The organism is Longimicrobiaceae bacterium (assembly GCA_036375715.1).
In the GTDB taxonomy this organism is placed as follows: Bacteria; Gemmatimonadota; Gemmatimonadetes; order Longimicrobiales; family Longimicrobiaceae; genus DASVBS01.
Genome location: DASVBS010000053.1, coordinates 12,543 through 36,623, shown reverse-complemented (window position 1 = coordinate 36,623; position 24,081 = coordinate 12,543). Strand labels below are relative to the sequence as shown.

Sequence of the window (24,081 nt, the reverse complement as noted above, 5' to 3'; positions counted from 1 at the left end):
GCCAATCATAGCGCCGCATCTCGCGAAAGCACAGAGGCCCGGGCCGGGGCTCGGGCCTCTGTGACCGCGCCATCGTTGCCTTTCTACTCAGCCGCCGCAGCCGTCCGAGCGGAAGTCCGCGATCAGCACCCCGGAGATGGTCGCCTGCAGGTTCTTCAGTTCATCGGGATCCAGGTCCGAGAGTGCCACGTACGCCTCCCGGGTGACTGTGTACTCGGCAGAGCCTTCCGTCCAGAGCCGCAGCGGGCTCGCCTGGAACTCGAAGCTGAGCTGCCGGTTCTCGGGAATCAGCAAGGTCTTGGGATCCACGCCGGAGGCATTGAAACGCAGCTCGACCGTGGTCGCGCCTCGAATTCGGTAGGTGCCGCGCAGTTCCCGATCGGTAACCTGCCCCTTGGGGATGAAGGTCAACTCGAAGGTCTGCTGTGAATTGGGGTCGAGGCCGAGCTGCGGATTGCGCACGCCTCCGGGGAACTCGAAGGTCTGAAGGATGTCGATCGGGGGCACGATCGTGCCCGCCGGGTCGAAGGTCAGGGTGCAGATCTCATAGACACCGGCTACGTCTTCCGGGGTGAGGCCAAGGCCGGGCCCCGTGCCGTCGTCATCGCACGCGCCGAGGGCAAAGATCGAGAGGACAGCCGCAGAGCGGAAAGCTTTCTTGATTCCTCGCTGATTCATCGTTTGAGTTGGGCACCTGGGGGACGCCGGATCCCCGGTCTGTCGAAACGTTTGTAGCCGGCGCGTACTAGGGGAGACAGCTACCCCTCTGGTACTTCAATGATCCGACCTGGAAGGAACGGTAAATCGGAAGGCGGCCAATCCCCCCGCTGGCTCAGATGCCGCGGGATGCGAAGATGAAGATGTCGTAGAGGGCGTGGGTCCACGCTGTGATCCCGAACCCCCGCAGCAGGAACAAGGCACTGAAGGCTAGGCCGGCCAGGAAGCGGAAGAGGAAGGACGTGCGCGCCCACTGATCGCCATACGGTCCGATGTAGTGGAAAGCCGAAAAGATCAGCGCCGCCAGCAGGGCCGCGAAAACGCCCGAGCGCCCGGGTTGCAGGCCGCTCGAGCGGAACAGCGCCCACAGGCCCCCAACCAGCAGAACGCGGAAGACCAGCTCTTCGTAGACACCCGCCCCGAGCGACAGGACAATCCCCTGCGACACGCTGAGCCGGTCGAGCCCTCCCTCCCAGGCCGCCAGGCGGAATCCCATGCCTCCCAGCATCCATGTCGTCATCGTCCCGACGACCACCCCGAACAGGAGGGCGTAGACCACGCTCTCGACGGCCATCCCGCCGAACGTCGCCGCCCGTAGCGGCACCCGCTGGCGCCTTCGCTCGAGTAGGATCAGCAGCAGCGCGACGGCGACTAGCGCGCCGGTGAAGGTCGCGGTCCCCTGCAGACCCCCCGCCGCGAAGAGTGATCGCAGCAGGACGTCGGCCCCGTTGCGCAGCGCATGGGGGTCCGACCCGGCAACCCATAGCGTCCCCAGCTCGTAAAGCAGGAGCAGTGGGAGCGCGAACAGGAGCGAGTAGCTGAGCGTGCGCGTCAGCCGGAAGTATTCTTTCATCTCCGAAGAGAAAGATTCCGTGTAAGCGGCGATGGTTGCCCGGGCCGTCGGACGGACTACGTTGCGGCGTGTGGCGGGGTTTCGCGAATTTCCGGTCCCGATGCTGGCGCTGCGATTGCAAATTACCCCGCAGACTTCTCTCAGAGCCCCGTACGAATGCCGAGCCGATCTCGACCGATTCCGCCGCGCCTCCTGGCGCTTCTGTTCACCCTGCTGGCGACGATCGGCGCGTGCGGGTTGCGTCCTCCGCCGCCACCCATCGACCGCTCTCAGGACGAGCGTATCCGGGCGGAGGTGATGGCGCGGTTGGCGGCCGAGCCCGAGCTGGACGAGGCCTCGATCCGGGTGGAGGTGGTGGGAAGAACAGTGATGCTGCACGGCTCGGTGAAGGGGATGGGTGCCTGGCAGTGCGCCCTCACCAACGCCGGGCTGGTGTCCGGAGTGGTCACCGTGGTGGACTACCTGCAGATCGAGAGAGGGAAGCGCGACGTTCGCTGCCTGGCGCCACGGCCGGATTCGAGCTTCATCGTCGGCGGACCTTGAGGGATCCCGGGCATGGCGGCGAAGGGAACGCGAGGAAAGGTGCGGCCGAAGGCGACTGGCATGCGGCCAACGGCTATCCTTCGATATCGAGCGCCGCGCCGAAAACCGCCTCGAAAGCGGCGAAGCAATGCGCGTCCAGGCAGAAGCCTGCTACAGGCGGGTGCCGCGCTGCTGCTGGCCGGGCTGTTCGTATACGCCGTGCCTCCCCTTCGCCTGACTTTCGATCGCGCGCTGGGCGTACTCTCCGAGGCGATGGCCGCCAGTCGAAGGGCCGAGCTTCGCCGCCTGGCAACGGCGCGGTACGCCCTCGAATACGGGGTCTCCCTCCAGCTCGCCTCGGATATCGAACGGGCGGCGGTGGCCGAAGGGATCGACCCCGAGCTTGGCTTTCGACTGGTGCGCGTCGAGAGCCAGTTCAACGAGCGCGCGGTGAGCCCGGCGGGCGCGCTGGGTCTCACCCAGTTGATGCCCGCCACCGCCGCTTCCCTGCAGCCCGGCATCACCCGCGATGAGATCTTCGAGCGGCACACGAACCTGCGCCTCGGCTTCCGCTATCTCCGCTGGCTCCTGGAGGCCTATGACGGCGACGTGAAGGAAGCGCTGCACGCCTACAACCGCGGCCCTGGCACCGTGGCCCGCCTGCGCGAGCGGGGCGAGGACCCGGCAAACGGCTACGCCGAGCGTATCCTCTCGGGAGGTGGTGTTCCTCCGTACACTGGCAACGGGCTACTGCATACGGGCGACGGGCTGCTGCGCTGAACGCCAAGTAGATCGGCGGGCTTCTTGCGGGGTCGGTGCGGCGGCTGGGTTTGGGGGATTATGGGAGCCAGGAGCCAGCAGCCGGGCGGGCATCGCTGAGCAACCTCACTGGCGCCTGACGCGTCGGCTGTCTGCCTCCCTCACTCTCGTCAGGTGCACTCTCCTCAGGGACCGCAACCCATTCAGCTCTGCGACGGAGGACGTTGGGATGGTGACGACGGAGGGAAACCCGAAGGTGGCCGAGAAAGCCGAAGGGGTGGAGATCCGCATCGAGGATGAACTCGCCTGGATCCGCCTGGATCTGCCGGGCCGGCCGGTGAACGTGCTCTCGAGATCGCTGATCGCCTCGTTCGCCGCGGCGCTTTCCGAATTGGAAAAGAGCGAGGCCCGCGCGGCCATCCTGATCTCGGGCAAGCCAGGCGTCTGGATCGCGGGCGCGGATATAGAGGAATTCGCCGAGCTCACCTCCCCCACCGACGGCGAGCGGCTGAGTCGAACCGGCCACGAGTTGCTGGGCCGGCTCGAGGGCCTGCGGATGCCGGTGGTCGCCGCCATCGACGGCGCGGCGCTGGGCGGCGGTCTCGAGGTGGCCCTCGCCTGCACGTACCGCATCGCCACCGATTCACCCAGGACCAAGCTAGGCCTTCCCGAGGTGCAGCTGGGAGTGCTGCCGGGCGCGGGTGGGACCCAGCGTCTGCCGCGGCTAATCGGTCTGGCCCCCGCGCTGGACCTGATGCTCACGGGCAGACAGCTGGACGCGAAGCGTGCCCGCCGCATCGGCCTGGTGGACGAAGTGGTTCCCGCCGCAGCACTGGAACGGATTGCGGCCGAGGTCGCCAGAGATCTGGCGGCGGGCCGGAAGCGCCCGCGGCCGGGGCGGCCGAAGGGGTCGCCACTGTGGATGGAGAATCTCCCCGGCGCGCGGGCGGTCATCTTCCGCAGGGCGCGCGCAGGGGTGCTGCAGAAGACTCGGGGGCTCTATCCTGCGCCCCTGAAGATCCTCGACGTGGTCTCACGGGGGCTCGACCAGCCCCTGGAGAAGGCGCTGGATCTGGAGGCGCGCGCCTTCGGGGAGCTGAGCGTCACACCCGAGTCCCGCGCTCTGGCCCACGTCTTCCTCGCCAGTACGGCCGCCAAGAACGACCCGCAGCTCCCCGGCAATCCTGAGCCCCGGCCCGTCGAGCGCGTCGCCGTTGTGGGTGCGGGCTTCATGGGAGCGGGGATCGCCGTCGTCTGCGCCGAGAACGACCTGCGGGTCCGGCTGAAGGATGTGACCCCGGAAGCCGCCGCGCGAGGATTGAAGAACGCGGTGGGCAGCATCGCCAGCCGGGCCCAGAAACGTCGCCGGCCGCAGCACGAGATCGTCGCTCTCACCGATCGGATGGAGGCAACCACCGACTACTCGGGCTTCGGCACCGCCGACCTGGTAGTCGAGGCAGTGTTCGAGGATATCGAGCTGAAGCACCGGGTGCTGCGGGAGATCGAGAGCGCGAGTCGCGACGACGTGGTGCTGGGCTCGAATACCTCCACCATCCCCATCGCGAAGCTGGCGGAAGCAGTGGAACGGCCGGGCAACGTGATCGGGCTGCACTTCTTCTCGCCCGTCGAGAAGATGCCGCTGCTGGAGATCATCGTGACCTCGCAGACGGACGGTGTGGTGGCGGCCACCAGCCATCGCTGGGCGAAGCGGATCGGCAAGACTCCCATCATCGTCAACGACGGCCCCGGCTTCTACGTCAATCGTATCCTCGGCCCTTACATGAACGAGGCGGCTCTGCTGCTGGAGGAGGGGGCCGCGATCGACGAGGTGGACGAGGCGATGACGGCTTGGGGATTCCCCGTCGGTCCGATCACCCTCTTCGACGAGGTGGGGCTGGACGTGGCGCTCAAGTCCGGGCAGATCCTGCAGGAGGCGTTCGAGGAACGGATGACCCCCAACCGGGTGGTGCCTCGGCTGGTAGAGGATGGGCGTCTGGGCAGAAAGAATGGCCGCGGATTCTACCAGTACGCCGAGGGGAAGAAAAAGGGGCCCGACGGAACCGTGTATGGGCTGATAGGGGAGCGGGCGCGCCGCCGTTTCGACCTGACCGAGATCCAGGAGCGACTCGCCCTGGGAATGCTGAACGAGGCGGTGCGCTGTCTGGAGGACGGCGTGCTGCGGAGCGCCCGCGACGGCGACGTGGGCGCGGTGATGGGGATTGGCTTCCCGCCCTTCCGCGGTGGCCCGTTCTGGTACATCGACCAGGTGGGCGCATCGACCATCGTGGGGCGGCTCCGCGTCCTGGAGCGGGCGCACGGGGCGCGCTTTGCACCCGCGACCCTGCTGGTGGAGAAGGCGGAGACCGGCGGGCGGTTCCATGATCGGGCGGGGGAAGGGGGCTGAATGGAGCCCTGGCGCGCGAACCTCATCGAGGACACCGCCGGTGCCCTGTCCGTGCTGCGTGACGCCCGGCGGATCGCCGTTCTCGGAATCAAGACGGACAGGCAGGACGGACAGCCAGCCTACTACGTACCGGAGTATCTCCAGCGCGTCGGCTACGAGATCGTTCCCGTGCCGGTCTACTATCCCGAGGTTACCGAGATCCTGGGCGAGCTGGTCTATCGCAGGGTTGCGGATATCCCGGGGGAAGTCGATCTGGTGGTGGTCTTCCGTCGGTCGCAGGACGTGCCGCCACACGTGCCCGACCTGCTGGAGGCGAGACCGACCGCGGTGTGGATGCAGGCCGGGATCAGGAACGACGAGGCGGCGCAGCAGCTCGCCCGGGCCGGAATCAAGGTCGTCCAGGATCGTTGCGCCATGGTCGATCATCGCCGCCTGAGATAGCGGCGGGCTGGTCGTCGCAGGTGGCGCGACCGCAATCGCTTAACACTTGAGGGGCCGGATAGGAAGCGGCTCCCGCGCGGACGCTGTAGGGGATTCCCCGTATTGCAGTCCGCCGGGAGCCGTGTTATATGGGGGTGTTTTCGCGCCGCCCGCGGCCGGCGTCGCGAAGCCCGATGCTCAACGGCCCCGGCCGGCGTAGCGCCGGGCGGGGCGGGCGAGCGCATGATCGCGCATCTTTTCCAGGTCGATTGCGGATAGCCGAACGCTTGACATGATCAGAGCTTTTATCGGTTCCGGTGTGATGGCGCTCGTGGTGCTCGCCATCGCCGGGTGTCGTGGGCCGGGCGCGCAGACGGCCGCCAGCGCGCCGGAGCAACCCATCCTGTTCATGCACAGCGTACACGCTGGCGACAATCAGATTCCCTGCGCGTACTGCCACTACACAGCCGACCGCTCCGTGGACGCCGGAATTCCCGCCGTTCGCGTGTGCGTCGGCTGTCACGTTCCGGGGAGCTCCGTAACTCCTCCGGCGCAGGCCCAGCTCGGCTTCCCGACCGCGGAGCGTGATTCTCTGTGGAATGCCGAAGCCACGAAGCTGGTGGAGTACTGGCGGCGCCAGGAGGCCATTCCCTGGGTTCGTGTCCACAAGCTCCCCGAGCACGTCCGCTTCCCTCACAGCGTGCACGTGAACGTGGGGCTGGAGTGCCAGACCTGCCACGGCCCGGTGGAGCAGATGGAGGAGGTCTACCGGTTCTCCTCGCTGCAGATGGGCTGGTGCATCGACTGTCACCGGGGCGAGACGGAACTCTCCGCGGCAGAAGAAGAGCGAGTCCAGGAGCGCTCGTCCTTCATTCGCAAGCTGACGCAGTTCGCCTCAGCGGGCGAGGATCTCGGCGGGTTCCAGGGGGCATATCCGGAACAGCGGGCGTCCACCGACTGCGTGGTCTGCCATTATTAAGGAGATCGAATGTCTGACGGTCTGAAGAGGCGGGACTTTCTGAAGGTTCTCGGTGCCACCGGCGCCGGGGCCGCGACCGTGGGCTGCTCGACCGGAGAGGTCGAGCGGCTGATCCCGTACGTGATCCCCTCGGAGGACATCGTTCCGGGGGTGCCGACGTGGTACGCGAGCACCTGCCGCGAATGTCCTGCCGGGTGCGGCATCCTGGTCGAGACACACGAAGGGCGCGTCACCAAGGTAGAGGGGAACCCGGACCATCCCATCTCGCACGGCAACCTTTGCGCTCGGGGTCAGGCCTCGGTGCAGGGTCTCTACCATCCCGATCGCTACCGTAACCCGATTGTCCGCGAAAGCTCGGTCGTCGACACCAACGTCACCTGGAGCACGGCCGAGCGCCTGCTCGCCGAGCGAATCCAGGAGAGCACGCAGCGCGGGCCGGGTCGCGTCGTCTTCCTGACGCAGCGCTACGGTGGCACCATGGACGCGCTGGTCGACGCCTTCGTGGCGGCCACGGGCGCTCGGCGGGTAATCTACGATCCCTGGGCCGACCAACCGCGCGGGCTCGATTTCAGCTCGGCCAACGTGCTGGTCTCCTTCGGCGCCGACTTCCTGGAGACCTGGGGCTCTCCGGTCGACTACGCCTGGCAGTTCGCCCAGATGAGGGCCATCCGGCAGGGTCAGCGTGGCAAGTTCGTGTGGGTCGGGCCGCACCGCCCGCTCACGGGGCTCAACGCGGACCAGTGGATCGCCCCGCGACCGGGGACCGAGCACATCCTGGCGCAGGCTCTGGCTGGCACCGTCGATCCCGCCACCGCGGCGCAGCAGACGGAGGTGGATCAGGGGGTAATCCAGGAGCTCGTCGCCGAGTTCCAGCAGGGGAACGGCGTGGCCATCGGGCCGGGCGCCGCCCTCACCAGCGCGGACACCACCCAGCTGCGCTCCGCGATCGCCGCACTCGGCGGCGGAGCGCCGACTGCCACCGGCACGGGGCAGCAGATCCTGCAGCTGGTCGATCAGATGCGCTCCGGGCTGGTCGACGTGATTCTCGTCGACGCGCCGAACCCGGTCTACACCCTCCCGGCCGCCGTCGGCTTTGCGGAGGCCTTCCAGCAGGTGCCGGTCCGCGTCTCCTTCTCGGCCTTCCCGGACGAGACCGCGGCGCTGTGCACCATGGTTCTCCCCGAGCACCATTTCCTCGAGGCCTGGGGCGACTACTCGCCCGAGCCGGGGGTGGTGAACCTGGTGCAGCCTGCCATGCGGCCGGTGTTCAACACCAAGCAGGCGGGAGACGTGCTGCTCTCCGTCGCCCGCGAGCTGGGAACGGATATCGGCGGCGGCGCATCCACCTACTACGACTTCCTGCGCGCCCGCTGGAGCGGCGTGGCTGCCGGTGTGGAGGCCTGGCGCGACGCAGTACGCCGCGGCGGAAGCTTCCCGGCGGTTGCAGCGACGGGCGAGCAGGCTGCGGCCACCAATCTCGCTGCCGGGGCTGCCAGCTCCGGCACGGGCGGTGTTGGGGCGCCGGCCGCAGGTGCGGCAGTGACGGCCGCCACGCAGGGTGCCGCCGCGCCCGCGCAGGAGCCCCCCGCCGGCGCGGCGACTCCCGCCGCCGGGAATGGGCAGCTCCACCTGGTGGTCTACCCGTCGTACCGGTTCTACGACGGCCGGACGGCGAACCGGCCCTGGCTGCTCGAGCTTCCCGACCCGCTGACCAAGGTCCCGTGGGACTCCTGGGTGGAGCTCCACCCCCGCACCGCAAGGGAACTGGGAATCGAGCAGGGCGACGTGGTCGAAGTGACCTCGCCGTACGGGTCGCTGCGCACCTTCGCATACGTCTACCCGGGCCTTCGTCCCGATGTGGTCGCCATTCAGACCGGACTCGGGCACGACGCCTTCGGGCGCTGGACGGAGGGAGTGGGGGTGAACCCGAACGTCCTTCTTCCCGGCACGGTGGACGCGGGGAGTGGTGCGCTGGCGCAGTACGGAACGCAGGTGAGCGTGACGCGGGTGAGCGGCCCGCCGCGCAACCTGGGCTGGGAGGCCGGTCCGGGGCTGTTCGAGCAGGGCGTGCGCGTGCAGCACGATCGCGAGATCGCCCAGGCCGTCTCGCTCGCCCAGCTCGCACAGCTCGAGACCGAACCGGTGCCGGAGACCCAGCCGATCCAAGCGCTGCGAGGAGGCGGCGGTTTTGCCCCCGTCGAGGTGGATCCTTCGCCGACCGGTTATCCCCCCATCGAGAGCCGCTATGGCGAATACGTGGAGGGCGCCGCACGCTGGGCGATGGTCATTGACCTGTCCCGGTGCATCGGCTGCTCCGCCTGCGTCATCGCCTGCCAGGCCGAGAACAACATTCCGGTGGTGGGGCCGAAGGAGGTCAAGCGCGGCCGCGACCTGGCCTGGCTGCGCATCGAGCGGTACTACGGAGTGGGCAGGGATCCGGAGGAGGCGCTGACCGACACGGCGACCGACGACGTCCGCTTCCTGCCGATGCTCTGCCAGCATTGCGGCAACGCGCCGTGCGAGCCGGTGTGCCCGGTCTACGCGGCGTATCACACGCCCGACGGGCTCAACGGTCAGGTCTACAATCGCTGCGTCGGCACGCGCTACTGCGCGAACAACTGCCCGTACAAGGTCCGCGTCTTCAACTGGTGGACGTACGAGTTCCAGGAGCCGCTCAACTGGCAGCTCAACCCGGATGTGACGGTGCGCGACAAGGGGGTGATGGAGAAGTGCACCTTCTGCGTGCAGCGCATCCGCGAGGCGGAGCATAGGGCCGCCCGCGAGAACCGCACTGTCGCCGACGGGGAGATCGTGCCAGCGTGCGCGCAGACCTGCCCGACCGAAGTCTTCGTCTTCGGCAACATCGCGGACCCGAACAGCCGGGTCGCGCAGGCGGCTGCGTCGCCGCGGGGTTACCGTGCGCTCGAGGTGCTGAACACGCAGCCGGCGATCGTCTATCTGAAAAAGGTCACGCTCCATGAGCCCGCGCAGGGCGGCCACCACGCTGAGCCGGCGGGTGCCGCTGCCGAGGCTCACTGATACGACAGGAAAGCACGATGGCCACTGAACTCAGGTCCGTCTTCCATCCCGAGGTTCGCGGCTACGCGGACGTCAACCGGGATACGATGCGACTCCTCACGACGCCGGGGAAGGGCTACCTGGCGCTGCTGGGAATGTCCATCGCTCTCGTCGGGCTGGCAGTCGTCGCCTTCCTGGCGCAGATCATCTGGGGAATCGGATTCGCGGGAATCACCAACCCGTCGGGGTGGGGAACGTTCATCACCACCTTCGTCTTCTGGGTCGGTATCGGTCACGCGGGCACGCTGATCTCGGCGATCCTGTACCTGTTCCGGGCTCCCTGGCGGCAGGCCGTGTACCGCTTCGCCGAGGCGATGACGGTCTTCGCGGTGATCACCGCGGCGCTCTTCCCGATCATCCACATCGGGCGTCCCTGGTTCTTCTACTGGCTGCTGCCGCTGCCGAGTGAACGGCACATCTGGCCGAACTTCCGCTCGCCGCTACTCTGGGACGTCTTTGCGGTCACGACGTACCTCACGGTGTCGACCGTCTTCTTCTACATCGGGTTGATCCCCGACATCGCCGCGGCGCGCGATTCCACCACGGTGCCGTGGCGGAAGAAGGTGTACGCCGCACTGTCGATGGGCTGGCGGGGGACCGACCGCGAGTGGAAGAACTTCATGCGGGCGTACCTCTTCCTGGCCGCGCTCGCGACGCCGCTGGTGCTCTCGGTGCACTCGGTCGTGTCCTGGGACTTCGCCGTGTCGATCGTGCCCGGTTGGCACACCACCATCTTCGCACCCTACTTCGTCGGCGGCGCGATCCTGTCCGGCGTGGCGATGGTGGTGACGATCGCGGTGCCGGTGCGAAAGGTCTTCCGCCTGGAGGCGTACCTCACCGACCTCCACTTCGACCGGCTGGCGAAGCTGCTCATCCTGACCTCGCTGGTCGTCGGCTACGCGTACGGGTCGGAGTACTTCATGGCCTGGTACTCCGGCGAGCTCTTCGAGCGCGACGTCTTCTGGGATCGCGTGGTAGGGCAGTACTGGTGGGCCGGGTGGTCGATGATCACGTTCAACGCGATCATCCCGCAGTTGCTCTGGATCCCCAAGATCCGCCGGAATCTGAACGCGTTCTTCCTCATCTCGGTCATCGTGAACATCGGGATGTGGTACGAGCGTTTCGTCATCATCGTCCCCTCGCTCGCCCACTCCTACGAGCCGTGGAAGTTCCTGAACTACCACATGGGGATGACCGAGGCGGCCATCCTGCTCGGTAGCTTCGGCTGGTTCTTCATGTGGTTCCTGCTGTTCCTGCGCTTCCTGCCGGGTCTGTCGATCGCGGAGATCAAGGAGATCCTGCCGCCTCCGATGAGCCGCCAGCAGCCGGAGCACGTGGAGCACGATGAGCGTGAGCGGCTGGTGGAGGAGCTGCCGACCGGATACAAGGAATTCGAACGTCGATGAGCAGACCACGGACCGGTGTTCTGGGGGTCTTCCCCTACCTGGACACCGCCACCCACGCGGTGGAGAGTCTTCGCCGAAAGGGTTATCCGCTGACGGTGTATTCGCCGACTCCCCGGCACGAGCTCGAGGAGGCACTGGACCCGCCGGAGAGTGCGGTGCGGATCTACACCCTCATGGGTGCGTTCGCGGGGACCGCTGCGGGCACCTGGCTCGCGACCTGGGCCTCACTGGACTGGGCCCTGATCGTGGGCGGCAAGGAGATCGTGGCGATCCCTGCCTTCACCGTGATCATGTTCGAGGTCACGGTGCTGATTGGCGCCCTCTCCACGGTTGCGGGGTTGTTCCTGACCTCCCGGCTGCCGCGGCTCGGGCGATCGGAGGGGATCTACCACCCCTCCTTCAGCGGGGACCGCTTCGGGGTCTTCGTCCACGTGGCGCCGGAGCACTTCGAAGAGGTGCAGAACATTCTCACGGAAAGCGGGTCGGAGGAGGTTCTCCTTGACCAGGGTTAGACGGATCTTCGCGGCGGCCCTTCTCTCTCCGGTGCTGCTTTCGGGGTGCACCGACTGGGCGGGCTACGACCTCGACTACTTCTGGGGGAACTTCCCGGCGCTCGCGACCATGCGCCCCGGCGTCGGTTACGACCCCTACGAGATGCCCCGCCTGCCGGCCGAGAACTCGGTGCCGGTCGCCTCGGAGCTCGGCCCTCCGCCGGCTCCGTTCACGCAGGCCCAGCTCGACTCGGTAGCGGCTACGCTGGTGAATCCTTACGCCGGCCAGGCGACGCCGGAGGTGCTCGCCCGCGGTGAGGCGTTGTTCGCGGCGCAGTGCGCCGTGTGCCACGGTCCTGGCGGTGCGGGGGACGGCACGGTGATCGGTCCGGGCAAGTTCCCGATGGCAACCCCGCTGAACACCGGAACCGCGCTCACCCGCTCGGACGGTTACATCTACGCCGTCATGACCGTCGGCCGTGGTCTCATGCCGCCCTACGGGGAGAAGCTGGGGCACGCCGATCGTTGGGCCGTGGTGGAGTACGTGCGGTCGCTGCAGCGCGGGGGGGGCGCCGGCGGCTCGGCGCAGGCAGCCGCTCCGGGTGCCGGGGCGAACGGACAGACCGATACGGCGGCAGTGGAGCCCTGAGCTCGCTGTAGATTTCTAGACTGACTGATCATGGCCCACGATTCTTCTGTACCGTCGAGCATCCCATTCCGCGTTCTCGACTCGGCCTCCGGAGCGACGAAGATCCTGATCGCGGTGCTGGTGGCTCTCGGGATCCTGGCCGCGGTGCTGGCTGTCGGCACCCCCGAGCGGCTCTGGCAGAGCCTGCTCTTCAACTGGCTCTTCTGGTCGTCCGTCGCGATCGGGATGGTGATGTTCGCCGTTGCGCTGCGGCTGTCGAACGCAGATTGGGCGTGGTCCATCCGGCGGTTCGCGCTGGGGGGCGCGGCGTTCCTGCCGATCTCGTTCGTGCTGCTGCCCGTCGTGCTGTTCGGAGGGCACGAGCACTTCTTCCACCACTGGCTGCACGTCGAGGGCGACCCGGTCATCGACGCGAAGCGCGCCTGGCTGAACTGGCCGGGGCTGGCGATTCGTGAGCTGTTCGTGGTGGCCGTGGTATACGCCCTGGCGCTGGTCTTCGCTTACTACTCGGTGCGGCCGGACGTCTACGGGGTGAAGAACACCCGGAACGCATCCTTCTACGAGCGCCTCACGCGCGGCTTCCGCGGCGTCGAGGAGGAAGCGGCTCGCTCCTGGAAGCTCACGGCCCGGATCGGAGCCGTGCTGGGAATCGTCTTCGCGGTCTTCTGGGGTGTGGTGGCCGTCGACCTGGCCATGTCGCTGAGCCCACACTGGTTCAGCACCATGTTCCCGGTCGCCTTCTTCTGGGCCGCTTTCCACAGCGGCGTGGCCGCCACCACCATCGCGGCGGTGTTCTACCGCTCTCGCCTGGGGCTTCAGGACTACATCACCCGCAGTCAGTACCACGACTTCGGGAAGATGCTGTTCGCCTTCTCGGTGTTCTGGATGTACCTGAACTGGTCCCAGTACATCGTGATCTGGTACGGCCAGCTTCCGTGGGAGCAGGACTTCTTCGTCCAGCGCTTCAATGAGCCGTTCGGGCCGCTCTCCGCGGCGGTTGTGATTCTCGTGTTTGTGATGCCACTGCTGGGGCTGCTCACCCGCGCGCCCAAGATGGTGCCGCAGGTGCTCGTGTTCTTCGCGCTCTCGATTCTGGTGGGTCTCTGGATCGAGCGCTTCCTGCTGGTCTACCCCTCGCTCTGGGAGGAGGAGACGCTGCCGCTGGGCATTCCGGAGATCGGGATCGGCCTCGGCTTCTTCGGCCTGTTCGTGGCGGCGTATACCTGGTATCTGACCCGGGTACCGGTGCTCCCGTCTCCAGCCACACTCGCCGCCCGCGAGCCCACCCTGGTGGAGGTGCAGGTGCCTGCCACGGCGACGGAACGCTGAGGCAGCGCGGGAACTTTCAACCTGCCTGCGGGTTGCATGCACGCGTGAGTATACGCCGCTGGAACGACGCACGGAATCCGCACGTGCTCCGTACCCGATCCATAATCGGCCTCCTGCCGATCGCGATGATCGCTTCCGCCTGCGCCTCTATGGGGTCGCAGGCGGAACCCGCTCAGGGAGTCGACCCCATTGCCGCTCGACAGGCGCCGCTGCAGGAGCTTCCGGAATCCCCCGAGGAGTTCCTGGAAGAAGCGCCGGGCATTTACGTTGTGGTCGACCTCGACCACAACCGTCTGCGCCTGATGGACGGGGAGCGCACGCTGTGGGAGGCGCCGGTCGGAACGGGAACGGGTCTTCGGCTGGAGTCGGAGGACGAGGACTGGCACTTCACCACCCCGCAGGGCGTCTTCCAGATCCAGTACAAGGAGGAGGTCCCGGTCTGGTACCTCCCGAACTGGTACTTCATCGAGAAGGGGCTGCCCATCCCGCCAGACGATGCCCCGGAGCGCAAGGTTCGCGGGCAGCTCGGCATCGCCGCGGTTTACATCGGGCGGGAGATCGCCATCCACGGCACCAATCACCCGGAGCTTCTCGGGCAGCGCGTCTCCCACGGCTGCATCCGTCTCCACAACGACTACGCCCTCCGGCTCTTCCACAACGTCCAGATCGGTACACCGGTGGTGATCATGGGCGGTGAGAACCTGGAGCCGATCGATGCCTCGCAGGTACCCACTCCGCCCCCGCCGAAGCCTCCTGAGCCCGATCCGTTCGCCGGGGTTTCCACCGAGGAGCTGCTACGTCGGCTCGATGTGGAGCTGGAGCGCGCGGACACCACCACTTACTGGGTGAGGCTCACCAGCCGGTTGATCACCCGCGGGTTGAAGGACGATGCGATCGCACTGCGGGGGCTCCTGGCACGCGCCGGAACGGCGAGCACTCGCGACCGCAACCGGGAGTACTCGACCTTCCTGGCGGACGCCTTCTCCCGCGGAGGGCTCCGCGTGGTGGTGTCGCTGGCACGGATCGGCGAGGAGGAGCGAAAGCTCGCCGCCGAGGCGATCGTGAGCGCCACGGCTGCGCTGCACCCGGACATCCTCAACGATCCCCTGGCCCCCTGGCCCACCCGCCGCGTCCCGCCGACCAACCTGGGACCGGACGGCAGGAAAGGGTGGGAGGCGCTGGCGGCCGCCGAGCAGGCCTGGCGCGAGCGGTACGCGGGCGTCCGTCGACAGTCGGCGCGATGACGGCGCTTCCGCTCGGTACACCCGCTTCTCTCGGCACGCAGGACCTGCACGTCCACACCACTATGTCCGACGGCGAGGTGCCGCTCGAAGAGGTGGTACGCATCGCCGCCGACAGGGGCGTCGCGGTGGGGATCGCCGATCACGTCTCCACCCGGAACCCCTCCCGCTTCGTCGCAACCCTCCCGCAGCTCCACGCCTACCTCGAGGCGATCGAGGCGCAACCGGTCTACGTAGCCGCCGAGTTCTGCTGGTGCGACCCCTTCGCGGCGCAGCTTCCGGCTGAGATCATGGACCGGTTCCACTACCGGATCGGCTCCAACCACGGCTTTGCCCTGCCCGGCGGGGGCTGGGGCTCACCCTGGTGGACGACCCTTCCGCCTCCGTGGGACGATCGGCCCCAGGAGCTCATGGAGCACATGGTCGCGAACCTCTGCGATCTCGTGCGCACCATGCCCATCGAGATCGTGGCGCATTCCACCTTCATGCCGGCCGCCCTGCTCGACCTCGAGGGCGACGTACACGCCTGGTGGACGGAAGAACGGGAGGACCGCTTCGTCGAGGCGGTGGTCCGGAGCTCGGTGGCGATAGAGATCTCCAGCCGCTACCGGCTGCCTCACGATCGCCTGCTGCGCAAGGCCCTCGAAGCCGGCGCGCGCTTCAGCCTCGGCAGCGACGGCCATCGTGCCTCGCAGGTAGCGAATCTGGACTGGGCGCTGCAGACGGCGCGGCGGGTGGGGATCGGGGAGAGGGAGATGTTTGTGCCGGGGGAATGGAGGAGGAGTTGAGAAGGTGGGGAATATAGGAGGGAAGCTAGGAGCTAGCTTCTAACTTCTAGCTCCTAGCTTCCCTCCTACGCTCCTCCCCTTCCAACTTCCTGCCGTCTTCCCCTCGTCCAACTCTTGCATCCCTTCCTACCGCCAGTGCCACATCTTCCAGGGGGAGGGAATGGAACGGGAGCGAGAGGAGAGCGGCAGTACGGACGCGAGGCGTTGCCAGGAGATGCGAGCGGCGGAGGCGGACGATCTGGACGACGACCGGTTTGCGGACGAGCGTTCGTCGCGCGACCCGGGGGCTATCCGCGCGGAGGATACGGAGCCGTACCTGGCGCTGCAATACGTCGCGCGGCTCTTCAAGATCGCTGCGATGGTGGTGGTGGTCGCTCTGACTGCGGAGGTGATCGCCGGTGTCGCCCTCGAGGGGGCCGGGGCTCTCTTCCCGCTCTTCGCGGAGGTCATTCGTGGGATCGTGCTGGCGGCAATCCTATGGGGTGCCGGGGACCTGACCGTCCTGTTGATCGATGTCGGACACGACGTGCGCGCCGCGAGAGTGCTCCTCGGCCGCCTCTCTGCCCGCCAGGAAGCCGCCGACCAAGCAGGTGAACGCTAGCCCGGCTCCAGCGAGTCCGCTCGCGCCGCTGGACCGCATCATCATCGTACTCTGGGAAACTCAGGACCTGGTTAACATCGCCGGCACCGTGAGGGCGATGAAGAACTTCGGTCTGAGTCGTCTGCGGTTGGTGGCCCCGGCGGAGTGGAGCCCGTGGCGCATCGAGGGGATCGCGCACGGCACCGCCGACCTGGTGGAGCGGGCGGAGCTCTTCGACACACTGCCGGAGGCGCTGGCCGATTGCAGCTACACGGTCGCCATGACGGCGCGCGAGCGCAGGGCGAAACGGCATGTCGGCCGGCCCCGAGAGAGCGCTGACGACCTGCTGCAGCGAGCCTCCGAACCCACCGCCGGTCCGGTGGCCGTGGTCTTCGGTCGGGAGGACAAGGGGCTGCCGAACTGGGCCCTCGACCTCTGCCACCGCACGGTCACCATCCCCACGAATCCGGAGCATTCCTCGCTCAACCTGGCGCAGGCAGTGGTCATCGTTGCCTACGAGCTGTGGATGGCCTCCGAGGGACGCGATCAACCCTTCAAGCCACCGCGGCGGGATGCTCCACCCGCCAACGTCTACATTCTCGAGAGCCTCTTCGAAGAAGCGGAGAAGGCGCTCTGGTCGGTTGACTTCTTCAAGAGTCGCCAGACCGAGAGCGTGATGCGGACCCTGCGCGCGCTGATTCACCGCGCCGACCCCGATCAGCGGGAGGCGGGATTTCTCCGGGCAATGGCGATCGAGGTGCGCAAGTTCGTGACGCGCTTGCAGCGAGGAGACGAGCCTCCGGAGGAGTTGAGTCAGTGAGGGAGCGTCCAGGAAAGCACACTACAGCGCCGGCGCCTGCTGCGCCGCTTCGCGCAGCAGCTCCCAGGCGCGCCGAACGTGGTCCTCGGTCGTGCGGATGTTGCCTATAGCCACCCGGAGCGCGTAGCGCCCGCGTAGCCGCGTGTGGGACAGGAATACCTCCCCGCTGGCATTCACCTCGGCGAGAATCGACTGATTGAGCAGGTCGACCTCCTCCTCCGGGAGCTCCGCGGGCCGGCACCGAAAGCAGACGGTGCTGAACGACGTCGGCGCCATCCTCTCCCATCCTTCTTCGGCGTCGATCCAGCTCGCCAGCTCCTGCCCCAAGCGGATATGCTCGCGAATCCGGTTCGCGATTCCGACCCGACCGAAATAGCGCAGTACCATCCACAGCTTCAGCGCACGGAAGCGGCGGCCGAGCGCGTGCCCGTAGTCCATCAGGTTCACCACCTCCTCCCCCTCGGGCGCCTTGAGATACTCGGGCACCAGCGAGAAGGCGTCGCGCGCCGCCGCGGCGTTGCGGAAGTAGAGCGCCGAGCAGTCGATCGGCACGAAGAGCCACTTGTGGGGGTTCACCACCAGCGAATCCACCGCTTCCACCCCGTCCCAGATCCAGCGCATCTCCGGGAGCACCCCCGCCGCACCACCGTAGGCCGCGTCCACGTGCAGCCAGAGGTCCTCCGCCTGGCAGATCGCCCCGATCTCCGGCAGGGGGTCCACACTTGTGGTAGAGGTGGTGCCGACGGTCGCGACCACGCAGAATGGCCGCATCCCCGCCGCACGATCCTCCCGGATCGCCTCGGCCAGCGCTTGCGATTCCATGCGGAAGGCTTGGTCGGTGGGGATCTTCCGCACGCCCTCCCGGCCGATGCCCAGCATGAGGGCGGACTTCTCCACTGAGGAGTGGGCCTCTTCCGAACAATAGAGCCTTAGCAGAGGCAGGTCGCGCCCGCTCATCCCTCGGTCGCGAATATCGAGGCCCGCCGCTTCGCGTGCGGCGGCGATTGCCACCAGGGTCGAGGAGGAGGCCGTATCCTGAATGTGACCTTGCAGTGCGGCGGGAAGGCCGAGTATCTGGCGCAGCCAGTCCAGCGCTCTCTCCTCCAGCTCCGTCGCGGCCGGGCTGGTGCGCCAGAGCATCGCGTTCACGTTCAACGCGGCAGCGATCGCCTCTCCCAGGATTCCCGGCGAGGAGCCGCTGATCCCAAAGTAGGCGAAGAACCCCGGGTGGTTCCAGTGAGTGATGCCTGGCAAAATCACCCGCTCGAGGTCGGCGAGGATCTTCTCCATCGCCTCCCCGCGCTCGGGAGCCTCGCGCGGGAGGGCCTCCGCGACCTCGCCGGGCGAAACCCGGGCGAGCACGGGGCGCTGCTCGATTCCTTGGAGGTAATCGGCGATCCAGTCGATCACCCGCCGCCCCTCGGTCCGGAGCTCGGAGACCGGCATATCACCGTAGGAGTGCGCGCGTCGCCGGGAATCGGTCATGGATCTTTGGGTTTCCGGGAAGAACCGCCTTCCAGCTTCTAGCTCCTAGCTTCTCATCCTGACTTCTGGCTCCTGGCTTCCTACTTCTATTCCCCTAATATACCAACGCACGCCCCCGCGTAGATCTGACTGGAATGGTCCAAATTTCCGAAGAGGTAGCCGAGGCACAAGCGGCCGGGCGACCGGTGGTGGCCCTCGAGTCCACGGTGCTGGCGCAGGGGCTGCCCGCGCCGCGCAGCCTGGAGGTAGGCCGCGCGCTGGAGGCCGTTGTGCGCGAGGAGGGTGCCGTGCCGGCGACGATCGCGGTGATCGATGGGGTGCCGCGTGTCGGCCTGGGGGAGCAGGACCTGGAGGCGATCTGTCGCGGCCACGGATATCGCAAGCTCTCCACCCGAGACCTGGCCGGGGCAATCGCGCGCGGAGAGAACGGGGCCACCACCGTCGCGGCGACTTCGTTCCTGGCTTCCCGCGCCGGGATCGCCGTCTTTGCCACGGGGGGAATCGGGGGCGTGCATCGCGATAGCGGCGTGCCGGACGTGTCCGCTGACCTGACCGAGCTGGAGCGTACGCGTGTGCTGGTGGTGTGCGCCGGCGCCAAGTCGATCCTGGATCTCCCCGCAACCCGCGAGGCATTGGAGACGCGGGGTGTGCTGGTGTTGGGGTGGAGGAGCGACGAGCTACCGGCCTTCTATTCCGCTCGCAGCGGGTTGAGCGTGGACGTGCGGGTCGAAGAAGCGGCGGAGGTGGCGGCGATCTGGCGCGCCAAGGAAGCGATCGCGGTGCCGGGAGCAGTGCTTCTCTGTGTGCCACCACCCGAACGGGCGGCGCTCCCCGCGGACATGGTGGAGCAGTTCATCGCGGAGGCAATGGAGGTGGCGAGCGCCCGGGGCATTACCGGTGGGGCCCTGACCCCCTTTCTGCTCGAGGAGCTGGTCCGGCGTTCGGGCGGAGCGACCCTCGAAGCGAACGTGGCTCTCCTGCTCAACAACGCTCGCGTGGCCGCACGCGTAGCCGTGGCGCTGGCGGACCGATGAACAAGAAGGAATTGAGGGCGGAAGCGAAGGCGCGCATCGCTCGGATGAGCGACGAGGAGCGGGCGGCAGCCTCCGAGGCGATCTCCCGCCGGCTGTGGGAGCTTCCGCAGCTGGAATCGGCGCGGGTGATCCTGCTGTACGCCTCGATCGCCTCGGAGGTCAGCACCACCGCCATCGCGGGGGAGGCCGCGCGGCGAGGCATGGTTCTCACCTATCCGCGCTGCCTGCCCGAGACGCGGGCAATGGTGCTACACCGCGTGGCCAGCCTCGAAGAGTTGCGGAATTCGGGGGCATTCGGGATCCCGGAGCCGGACACCGTCTGCCCCGTGGTCGAGCTGAGCGACATTGACGTGGCGCTGGTGCCGGGATTGGGGTGGGATCGCTGGGGGAATCGCCTCGGGCGAGGCGCCGGATACTACGACCGTCTCCTTCTCAACCCCGCGTGGAGGGGCTTCCGCTGCGGCCTCTTCTTCGCCGTTCAGGAATTCGATCGGTTGGTCACGAATCGGCTGGACGCGCCGCTGGATGCTGTGGTCACGGAGCGCGAGATCGTGCGCTTCGACGCGGCACGTGAGCGGAGATCGCCTCCCTGACCCGCTCCCCTGACCCGCCGGCCCATGCCAGGTCGGCCGCGCGGGCTCATCCTCCGCAGATCGCTCCCTCCCACTCCTTCCGCCACGCTCCGCCCCGCTGGCCGAGCACGGCATAGCCGCTCCCGTTGCGGCGGAAGACCTGGAGCAATAGCTCCGGGCCCTCGTCCTCGTCCCAGTTGAGATAGTCCACCAGCTTCAGGGCGATCTTGCCGTCCCGCCGATAGTCGTGGACCTCCTCGTAGATTGGGTTGTAGCCGCGCGCCGTCTCGTAGTCCGCGAGATAAAAGACGCTGTATCCCTGCGGGTCGGCCGGTCCGGGTGCGAGGCTGTCGCCCACGAGGTAAGTGGCCGCCATCTCCGGGTGGCCGCCGGGCATCACTTCGACCGGCTGCAGATCACGTTGCGCTCCCTGCCAGCTTCGGGGCCGGGGCAGGCCGTTCTGCAGGATCAGTCGTTCCGCCACGATGGAGGCGTAGGTGCGGATGCTACCCGTGATCTGAAGTGGCGTGAACTCGCCCTGAACGGATGGCTCCAGGCCACGTCGGAAGCCCAGGAACTCCGTTGCGTCGGTGGCGGCGGCCACTACGGTGGCATTTCCGTACGCTGTCGGCACGCCGCAGGCGGTCACCGGACCCGGCCGCTGGGCGATGAAGGTCCCCACCATCGCCCCTCGGCGGAACAGCCGGAACTCCCCTCCGGTCGGGATCACCGTCTCGCGGAACCGGGTTTCGAACGCCTGAGGGGAGACTCCTGCAGGGCGCCGAACCATCCGCAGCGAATCCCCCGAAAACTCCGCTACCGGAATGAGGAGAGCGCCCTCCTCCGTGCGCGTCACGTGGAAGAGCACGGGACCCCGGGGGAGCCCGAGCTCGGTGTAGACCTGCTCGTCCGGCTCGATCTCCGTCACGTCGGATGCAGGCGGCGGCGGAACGATCTCGATCTGGGCACCGCCCCACTGCACGTTGTCGCACGCTGCCAGTGCGCTTACAATCAGAATCGGCAAGGCACGGGCGAGTAAGCGGAGGGAGCGTTGCATCGGCTCAGAAGTCGATGATGATGCCGGTCTTGAAGAGGCGATCGTCGGGGGCCACCCCCTCCGGGGGATGGTTGGTGCGGTTGAACTGGTATTCCACGGAAAGCGCGAGTTGCTTGGTCAACAGCACCTTCATTCCGGTCTGAGACCGGAGCAAGTAGTTAGCCAACTCCCCCCACGAGGGCTCGTAGGATGACTGTACGTACGTGGTCACGGAGGGGTTGAGCTTCTGCTGACCGCGCATCTCCATCGTCCAGCGGGGAACGTGCGAGAACTCCTCCTCCTCGTCGCCCGGCTCGACCTGGAGGTTCTGGAATTCGTACGATGTCATCAGGTAGAACGCGAGCTCGCCATTTCCATCCTCCTCCCGGTACGGGGTCACCTTCGCTCCGGCGGAGCCAACGAAACGGACGTCGAGCCGCTTGAAGGGGTCGCGCTCGGCCTTCATCGAGAAGGAGGGCGCGATCGTCGCGTTCTTGTAGGGGCTGAAGTTGATGCTTCCGAAGTAGTTGCGCGCCACCACCTCCCCCTCGCTCTGGCCGTACCGCGACTGGATCGAGCCGTCTAGCTCGAAGCGCTCCTTTTCCCGGTGGGAGAACTTCAGCCCGCCGGTGAGCAGGCGAAGAGTCTTGTTGCCGGACTGGTCGGTGAAGCTGAACTCTGCGGCGAAGCTCCAGAGATCGGGTCGGGGTTCGTTCCGCTCCTGCGCCTGCGGTGCCGGTGCCGCCCTCGCGGGTCGCTCGACTGCTGGCTGGATGGCCGGAGGGATGGGGGGACTCTTCACGACCTCCTGCGCGAGAAGCCGTGTAGGCGCCGCCACCAGGAGCATCACACCGGCGATGACGTGGACTGCAACGTGCATCGATGAAGCGCAGAGTTGTCGAACAAGGGAAATGTCGAAAATACACCGGCAGGACGACGCGGGCCAGATGATCGATGACAGCGAGTTCCGTCGGGTGATGGGGCATTTCCCGACCGGAGTGACTGTGGTCACGTCATTGCACCAGGACGGCCGGCCGTGCGGACTCACCGTCAATGCGTTCGCCTCGCTGTCGCTGTCACCGCCTCTGGTTCTGGTGTGCGTGGAGCTGGAAGCCGATTCGTTTAACTGTATCGACCGTTCCGGGATTTTCGCGGTGAACATCCTCGAGGAGGGTCGTGGGGAGTCCCTCTCCCGGCGGTTCTCTACTTGGGGTATAGAGGACAAGTTCCGGGGTGTGGCATACCGCGCGGAAATGACCGGCGCGCCGATCCTCGAAGCTGCGCTTGCCTGGGTGGACTGCCGGGTGACGCAGAAGGTGGTCGCCGGCGACCACGCGGTCTTCATTGGAGAGGTGCTGGACGGAGATGCGCGCGAGGGCAGCCCGCTCGTCTACTACCGCGGTGGCTATGGCCGATTCGTTCCCTGAGCGCCCGAGCCATCGGCGTGTGCTCTTCGACGCCGGCGTCGCCGGCGTGGCGCTGGGAGCCATCGCGCTCGCGGGGGGCTCCCTGGTTCTGTACCAGACGGCGGGGCTGCTTCTTGCCACCGCGGGGCTGATTGCGACTCTCGTCGTGGCCCTCCTGGTCGGCTTGTGGGTGTCGGCGCCGGCCAGGGAGATGGAGGACCCGCTGCTGCGGGAGCGCTGGCTGGTGGCCGCGGTCTCAGTCGCCGTGGCGGGGGTGTTTGCCTCGTACCTCCAGCTCAAGGACGGCGCCCTGGTGGGGGCGGTCGCTCGGGTTGCCGCCCTTCTGCTCCTCTCCGCATTACCTGCCTACTCTCTGGCGATGGTGTTGCCGGTGCTGCTCGTGTCCGTGCAACGGCGCTCGGAAGCGGACGCGGAAGAGCCCGAAGAGCTGGAAGTCGCCGGCCGGGTAGTCGCGGGGACGCTCGGGGGAGTCGCGATCGGCGTGGTGCTGAGCGGTCTGCTGATTCTCCAGGGCGTCAGCCCGGGTGCGGTCCTGCTCGGGACGTCCGTCCTGGTGTTGGCCCCGATGCTGGGGATGAGATCGCAGGAAACGAAGCCCAAGGAGAAGGTGATCTTCGAGGCGGATACGCCCTTCCACACCCTGCGGGTAACCGAGGTCGTCTACCCGGGGGAACGGCAGCCGGAGCGCCGGCTCTACGTGAACGGAGAGGAGGAGTCGGGAGAGCTGGTCCGCAGCGGCGCTCCCACGCTGGCCTACGTGGCGGCCGCCGAGGTGTGGCTGGCGGAGCGCACGCCGCGGGGTGCCTCCTACCTCTTCCTGGGAGGAGGCGCGTATACGCTCCCCCGCCGGGTGGCGGAACGCGACCCCGACGCAAGCATCACCGTGGTCGAGCTCGACCCCGAGGTTACGCGCGCGGCCTACCACTTCTTCGGAGCGCGCACGCATCATGGCATGCGTTCCGTTCACGGCGACGCACGGGCCTTTCTCTCCGCCTCCGACGAAGCCGAGTTCGATCGCATCTTCGTAGACGTCTACGGTGGCAGCGAGAGCCTCCCGTATTCCCTGGTCACGCAGGAGGCAATCGCGGCGATGCGGGACCGCTTGCGCAGCGGTGGGATCGCGGCGATGAACGTGATCGGTACCGTGGGCGGCTACGAATCGACCCGGTTCTGGTCGATTGTACATACCTTCGCGAGCGTGTTCCCGTCCGTGGGCCTGTACGTTCACCTGGGTTCGGATTTCCCGGACCGCCAGAACGTCCTTCTGGCCGGAGCGGTGGAGGAGGGATACGACTTCAGCGGCCGCGCGGGGATGTTCGAGTACTGGCCGCGGCGGGAATGGCCGGACGTCCCGGGCGCGATCGTCTATCACGACCTCGGCGGATCCGAGGGGATGGACCTCTCGGCCAAGGCCTCCTCGTTGGCAATGGCAAAGGGGGAGCAGTAGCCTGACTGCTCCCCCGGGCGACTTGCTGTGACGGCCGGCATCGA

The 24,081-nt window shown here is 67.3% G+C and carries 23 protein-coding genes; 18 read left to right on the top strand and 5 right to left on the bottom strand.

Annotation, left to right across the window (positions count from 1 at the left end):
- Positions 1-87: 87 nt before the first annotated feature.
- A complete protein-coding gene (locus VF167_09855; GenBank protein ID HEX6925727.1) occupies positions 88-678 on the bottom strand; it encodes a hypothetical protein in 591 nt (196 codons plus the stop codon).
- A gap of 154 nt (positions 679-832) precedes the next feature.
- Entirely contained in the window at positions 833-1,570 is a 738-nt protein-coding gene (locus tag VF167_09850) for a CPBP family intramembrane glutamic endopeptidase (GenBank protein ID HEX6925726.1), read from the bottom strand.
- Between the two features lie 156 nt (positions 1,571-1,726).
- Between VF167_09850 and VF167_09845 the strand changes: the two genes are divergently transcribed.
- The 14 genes from VF167_09845 to VF167_09780 all read left to right on the top strand — a co-directional run bounded on the left by VF167_09845 (position 1,727) and on the right by VF167_09780 (position 17,036).
- Positions 1,727-2,113: a BON domain-containing protein gene (locus VF167_09845; protein HEX6925725.1), complete on the top strand. Its 387-nt coding sequence runs from the start codon at positions 1,727-1,729 to the stop codon at positions 2,111-2,113.
- A gap of 198 nt (positions 2,114-2,311) precedes the next feature.
- Positions 2,312-2,872, top strand: coding sequence for a transglycosylase SLT domain-containing protein (locus VF167_09840; protein ID HEX6925724.1), 561 nt, complete (start codon positions 2,312-2,314; stop codon positions 2,870-2,872).
- A gap of 208 nt (positions 2,873-3,080) precedes the next feature.
- On the top strand, positions 3,081-5,255 hold the full coding sequence (locus VF167_09835) for a 3-hydroxyacyl-CoA dehydrogenase NAD-binding domain-containing protein (protein HEX6925723.1): 2,175 nt from the start codon (positions 3,081-3,083) through the stop codon (positions 5,253-5,255).
- A complete protein-coding gene (locus VF167_09830; GenBank protein ID HEX6925722.1) occupies positions 5,256-5,696 on the top strand; it encodes a CoA-binding protein in 441 nt (146 codons plus the stop codon).
- 271 nt (positions 5,697-5,967) lie between these two features.
- The gene (locus VF167_09825) at positions 5,968-6,654 is read left to right on the top strand and encodes a cytochrome c3 family protein (protein HEX6925721.1); all 687 of its coding nucleotides are present in this window, start codon (positions 5,968-5,970) and stop codon (positions 6,652-6,654) included.
- A 9-nt stretch (positions 6,655-6,663) separates the two neighbouring features.
- Positions 6,664-9,693: a molybdopterin dinucleotide binding domain-containing protein gene (locus VF167_09820; protein ID HEX6925720.1), complete on the top strand. Its 3,030-nt coding sequence runs from the start codon at positions 6,664-6,666 to the stop codon at positions 9,691-9,693.
- 17 nt (positions 9,694-9,710) lie between these two features.
- The gene (gene nrfD, locus VF167_09815; GenBank protein ID HEX6925719.1) at positions 9,711-11,138 is read left to right on the top strand and encodes an NrfD/PsrC family molybdoenzyme membrane anchor subunit; all 1,428 of its coding nucleotides are present in this window, start codon (positions 9,711-9,713) and stop codon (positions 11,136-11,138) included.
- Complete coding sequence (locus VF167_09810; GenBank protein ID HEX6925718.1) at positions 11,135-11,650, top strand: DUF3341 domain-containing protein; 516 nt, start codon at positions 11,135-11,137, stop codon at positions 11,648-11,650. Before nrfD ends, VF167_09810 begins: the two co-directional genes overlap by 4 nt.
- A complete protein-coding gene (locus VF167_09805; protein ID HEX6925717.1) occupies positions 11,637-12,278 on the top strand; it encodes a c-type cytochrome in 642 nt (213 codons plus the stop codon). Before VF167_09810 ends, VF167_09805 begins: the two co-directional genes overlap by 14 nt.
- Positions 12,279-12,308: 30 nt before the next feature.
- Positions 12,309-13,607, top strand: coding sequence for a hypothetical protein (locus tag VF167_09800; GenBank protein HEX6925716.1), 1,299 nt, complete (start codon positions 12,309-12,311; stop codon positions 13,605-13,607).
- A 125-nt stretch (positions 13,608-13,732) separates the two neighbouring features.
- Positions 13,733-14,851, top strand: a complete 1,119-nt coding sequence (locus VF167_09795) for a L,D-transpeptidase (protein HEX6925715.1) — start codon at positions 13,733-13,735, stop codon at positions 14,849-14,851.
- A complete protein-coding gene (locus VF167_09790; protein HEX6925714.1) occupies positions 14,848-15,636 on the top strand; it encodes a PHP domain-containing protein in 789 nt (262 codons plus the stop codon). Before VF167_09795 ends, VF167_09790 begins: the two co-directional genes overlap by 4 nt.
- 160 nt (positions 15,637-15,796) lie before the next feature.
- A complete protein-coding gene (locus VF167_09785) occupies positions 15,797-16,237 on the top strand; it encodes a hypothetical protein (protein ID HEX6925713.1) in 441 nt (146 codons plus the stop codon).
- The gene (locus tag VF167_09780) at positions 16,227-17,036 is read left to right on the top strand and encodes an RNA methyltransferase (GenBank protein ID HEX6925712.1); all 810 of its coding nucleotides are present in this window, start codon (positions 16,227-16,229) and stop codon (positions 17,034-17,036) included. The genes VF167_09785 and VF167_09780 overlap by 11 nt, the downstream gene beginning before the upstream one ends.
- A 21-nt stretch (positions 17,037-17,057) precedes the next feature.
- Here VF167_09780 and VF167_09775 read toward each other — a convergent pair whose 3' ends face one another.
- Positions 17,058-18,521 carry a pyridoxal-dependent decarboxylase gene (locus VF167_09775; protein ID HEX6925711.1) on the bottom strand — a complete coding sequence of 488 codons (1,464 nt, stop codon included), beginning with the start codon at positions 18,519-18,521 and terminating at the stop codon, positions 17,058-17,060.
- A 134-nt stretch (positions 18,522-18,655) separates the two neighbouring features.
- Between VF167_09775 and VF167_09770 the strand changes: the two genes are divergently transcribed.
- Both VF167_09770 and VF167_09765 read left to right on the top strand, forming a co-directional pair.
- Positions 18,656-19,555 carry a pseudouridine-5'-phosphate glycosidase gene (locus VF167_09770; protein HEX6925710.1) on the top strand — a complete coding sequence of 300 codons (900 nt, stop codon included), beginning with the start codon at positions 18,656-18,658 and terminating at the stop codon, positions 19,553-19,555.
- A complete protein-coding gene (locus VF167_09765) occupies positions 19,552-20,148 on the top strand; it encodes a 5-formyltetrahydrofolate cyclo-ligase (GenBank protein ID HEX6925709.1) in 597 nt (198 codons plus the stop codon). The genes VF167_09770 and VF167_09765 overlap by 4 nt, the downstream gene beginning before the upstream one ends.
- 46 nt (positions 20,149-20,194) lie before the next feature.
- Here the strand turns inward: VF167_09765 and VF167_09760 are convergent, their stop codons facing one another.
- Both VF167_09760 and VF167_09755 read right to left on the bottom strand, forming a co-directional pair.
- Positions 20,195-21,184: a hypothetical protein gene (locus VF167_09760; protein ID HEX6925708.1), complete on the bottom strand. Its 990-nt coding sequence runs from the start codon at positions 21,182-21,184 to the stop codon at positions 20,195-20,197.
- A gap of 4 nt (positions 21,185-21,188) precedes the next feature.
- Positions 21,189-22,043, bottom strand: a complete 855-nt coding sequence (locus tag VF167_09755) for a DUF481 domain-containing protein (GenBank protein HEX6925707.1) — start codon at positions 22,041-22,043, stop codon at positions 21,189-21,191.
- Positions 22,044-22,074: 31 nt separating this feature from the next.
- Between VF167_09755 and VF167_09750 the strand changes: the two genes are divergently transcribed.
- Positions 22,075-22,590, top strand: coding sequence for a flavin reductase family protein (locus VF167_09750; GenBank protein HEX6925706.1), 516 nt, complete (start codon positions 22,075-22,077; stop codon positions 22,588-22,590).
- Positions 22,571-24,037 carry a fused MFS/spermidine synthase gene (locus VF167_09745; protein HEX6925705.1) on the top strand — a complete coding sequence of 489 codons (1,467 nt, stop codon included), beginning with the start codon at positions 22,571-22,573 and terminating at the stop codon, positions 24,035-24,037. Before VF167_09750 ends, VF167_09745 begins: the two co-directional genes overlap by 20 nt.
- Positions 24,038-24,081 lie beyond the last annotated feature (44 nt).

Bases quoted from the DNA above. Each gene is read 5' to 3' on its own strand.
- VF167_09855 (HEX6925727.1), bottom strand. From the start codon at position 678: ATGAATCAGCGAGGAATCAAGAAAGCTTTCCGCTCTGCGGCTGTCCTC.
- VF167_09850 (HEX6925726.1), bottom strand. From the start codon at position 1,570: ATGAAAGAATACTTCCGGCTGACGCGCACGCTCAGCTACTCGCTCCTG.
- VF167_09845 (HEX6925725.1), top strand. From the start codon at position 1,727: ATGCCGAGCCGATCTCGACCGATTCCGCCGCGCCTCCTGGCGCTTCTG.
- VF167_09835 (HEX6925723.1), top strand. From the start codon at position 3,081: ATGGTGACGACGGAGGGAAACCCGAAGGTGGCCGAGAAAGCCGAAGGG.
- VF167_09830 (HEX6925722.1), top strand. From the start codon at position 5,256: ATGGAGCCCTGGCGCGCGAACCTCATCGAGGACACCGCCGGTGCCCTG.
- VF167_09825 (HEX6925721.1), top strand. From the start codon at position 5,968: ATGATCAGAGCTTTTATCGGTTCCGGTGTGATGGCGCTCGTGGTGCTC.
- VF167_09820 (HEX6925720.1), top strand. From the start codon at position 6,664: ATGTCTGACGGTCTGAAGAGGCGGGACTTTCTGAAGGTTCTCGGTGCC.
- nrfD (HEX6925719.1), top strand. From the start codon at position 9,711: ATGGCCACTGAACTCAGGTCCGTCTTCCATCCCGAGGTTCGCGGCTAC.
- VF167_09810 (HEX6925718.1), top strand. From the start codon at position 11,135: ATGAGCAGACCACGGACCGGTGTTCTGGGGGTCTTCCCCTACCTGGAC.
- VF167_09800 (HEX6925716.1), top strand. From the start codon at position 12,309: ATGGCCCACGATTCTTCTGTACCGTCGAGCATCCCATTCCGCGTTCTC.
- VF167_09795 (HEX6925715.1), top strand. From the start codon at position 13,733: ATGATCGCTTCCGCCTGCGCCTCTATGGGGTCGCAGGCGGAACCCGCT.
- VF167_09790 (HEX6925714.1), top strand. From the start codon at position 14,848: ATGACGGCGCTTCCGCTCGGTACACCCGCTTCTCTCGGCACGCAGGAC.
- VF167_09785 (HEX6925713.1), top strand. From the start codon at position 15,797: ATGGAACGGGAGCGAGAGGAGAGCGGCAGTACGGACGCGAGGCGTTGC.
- VF167_09775 (HEX6925711.1), bottom strand. From the start codon at position 18,521: ATGACCGATTCCCGGCGACGCGCGCACTCCTACGGTGATATGCCGGTC.
- VF167_09770 (HEX6925710.1), top strand. From the start codon at position 18,656: ATGGTCCAAATTTCCGAAGAGGTAGCCGAGGCACAAGCGGCCGGGCGA.
- VF167_09765 (HEX6925709.1), top strand. From the start codon at position 19,552: ATGAACAAGAAGGAATTGAGGGCGGAAGCGAAGGCGCGCATCGCTCGG.
- VF167_09760 (HEX6925708.1), bottom strand. From the start codon at position 21,184: ATGCAACGCTCCCTCCGCTTACTCGCCCGTGCCTTGCCGATTCTGATT.
- VF167_09755 (HEX6925707.1), bottom strand. From the start codon at position 22,043: ATGCACGTTGCAGTCCACGTCATCGCCGGTGTGATGCTCCTGGTGGCG.
- VF167_09750 (HEX6925706.1), top strand. From the start codon at position 22,075: ATGTCGAAAATACACCGGCAGGACGACGCGGGCCAGATGATCGATGAC.
- VF167_09745 (HEX6925705.1), top strand. From the start codon at position 22,571: ATGGCCGATTCGTTCCCTGAGCGCCCGAGCCATCGGCGTGTGCTCTTC.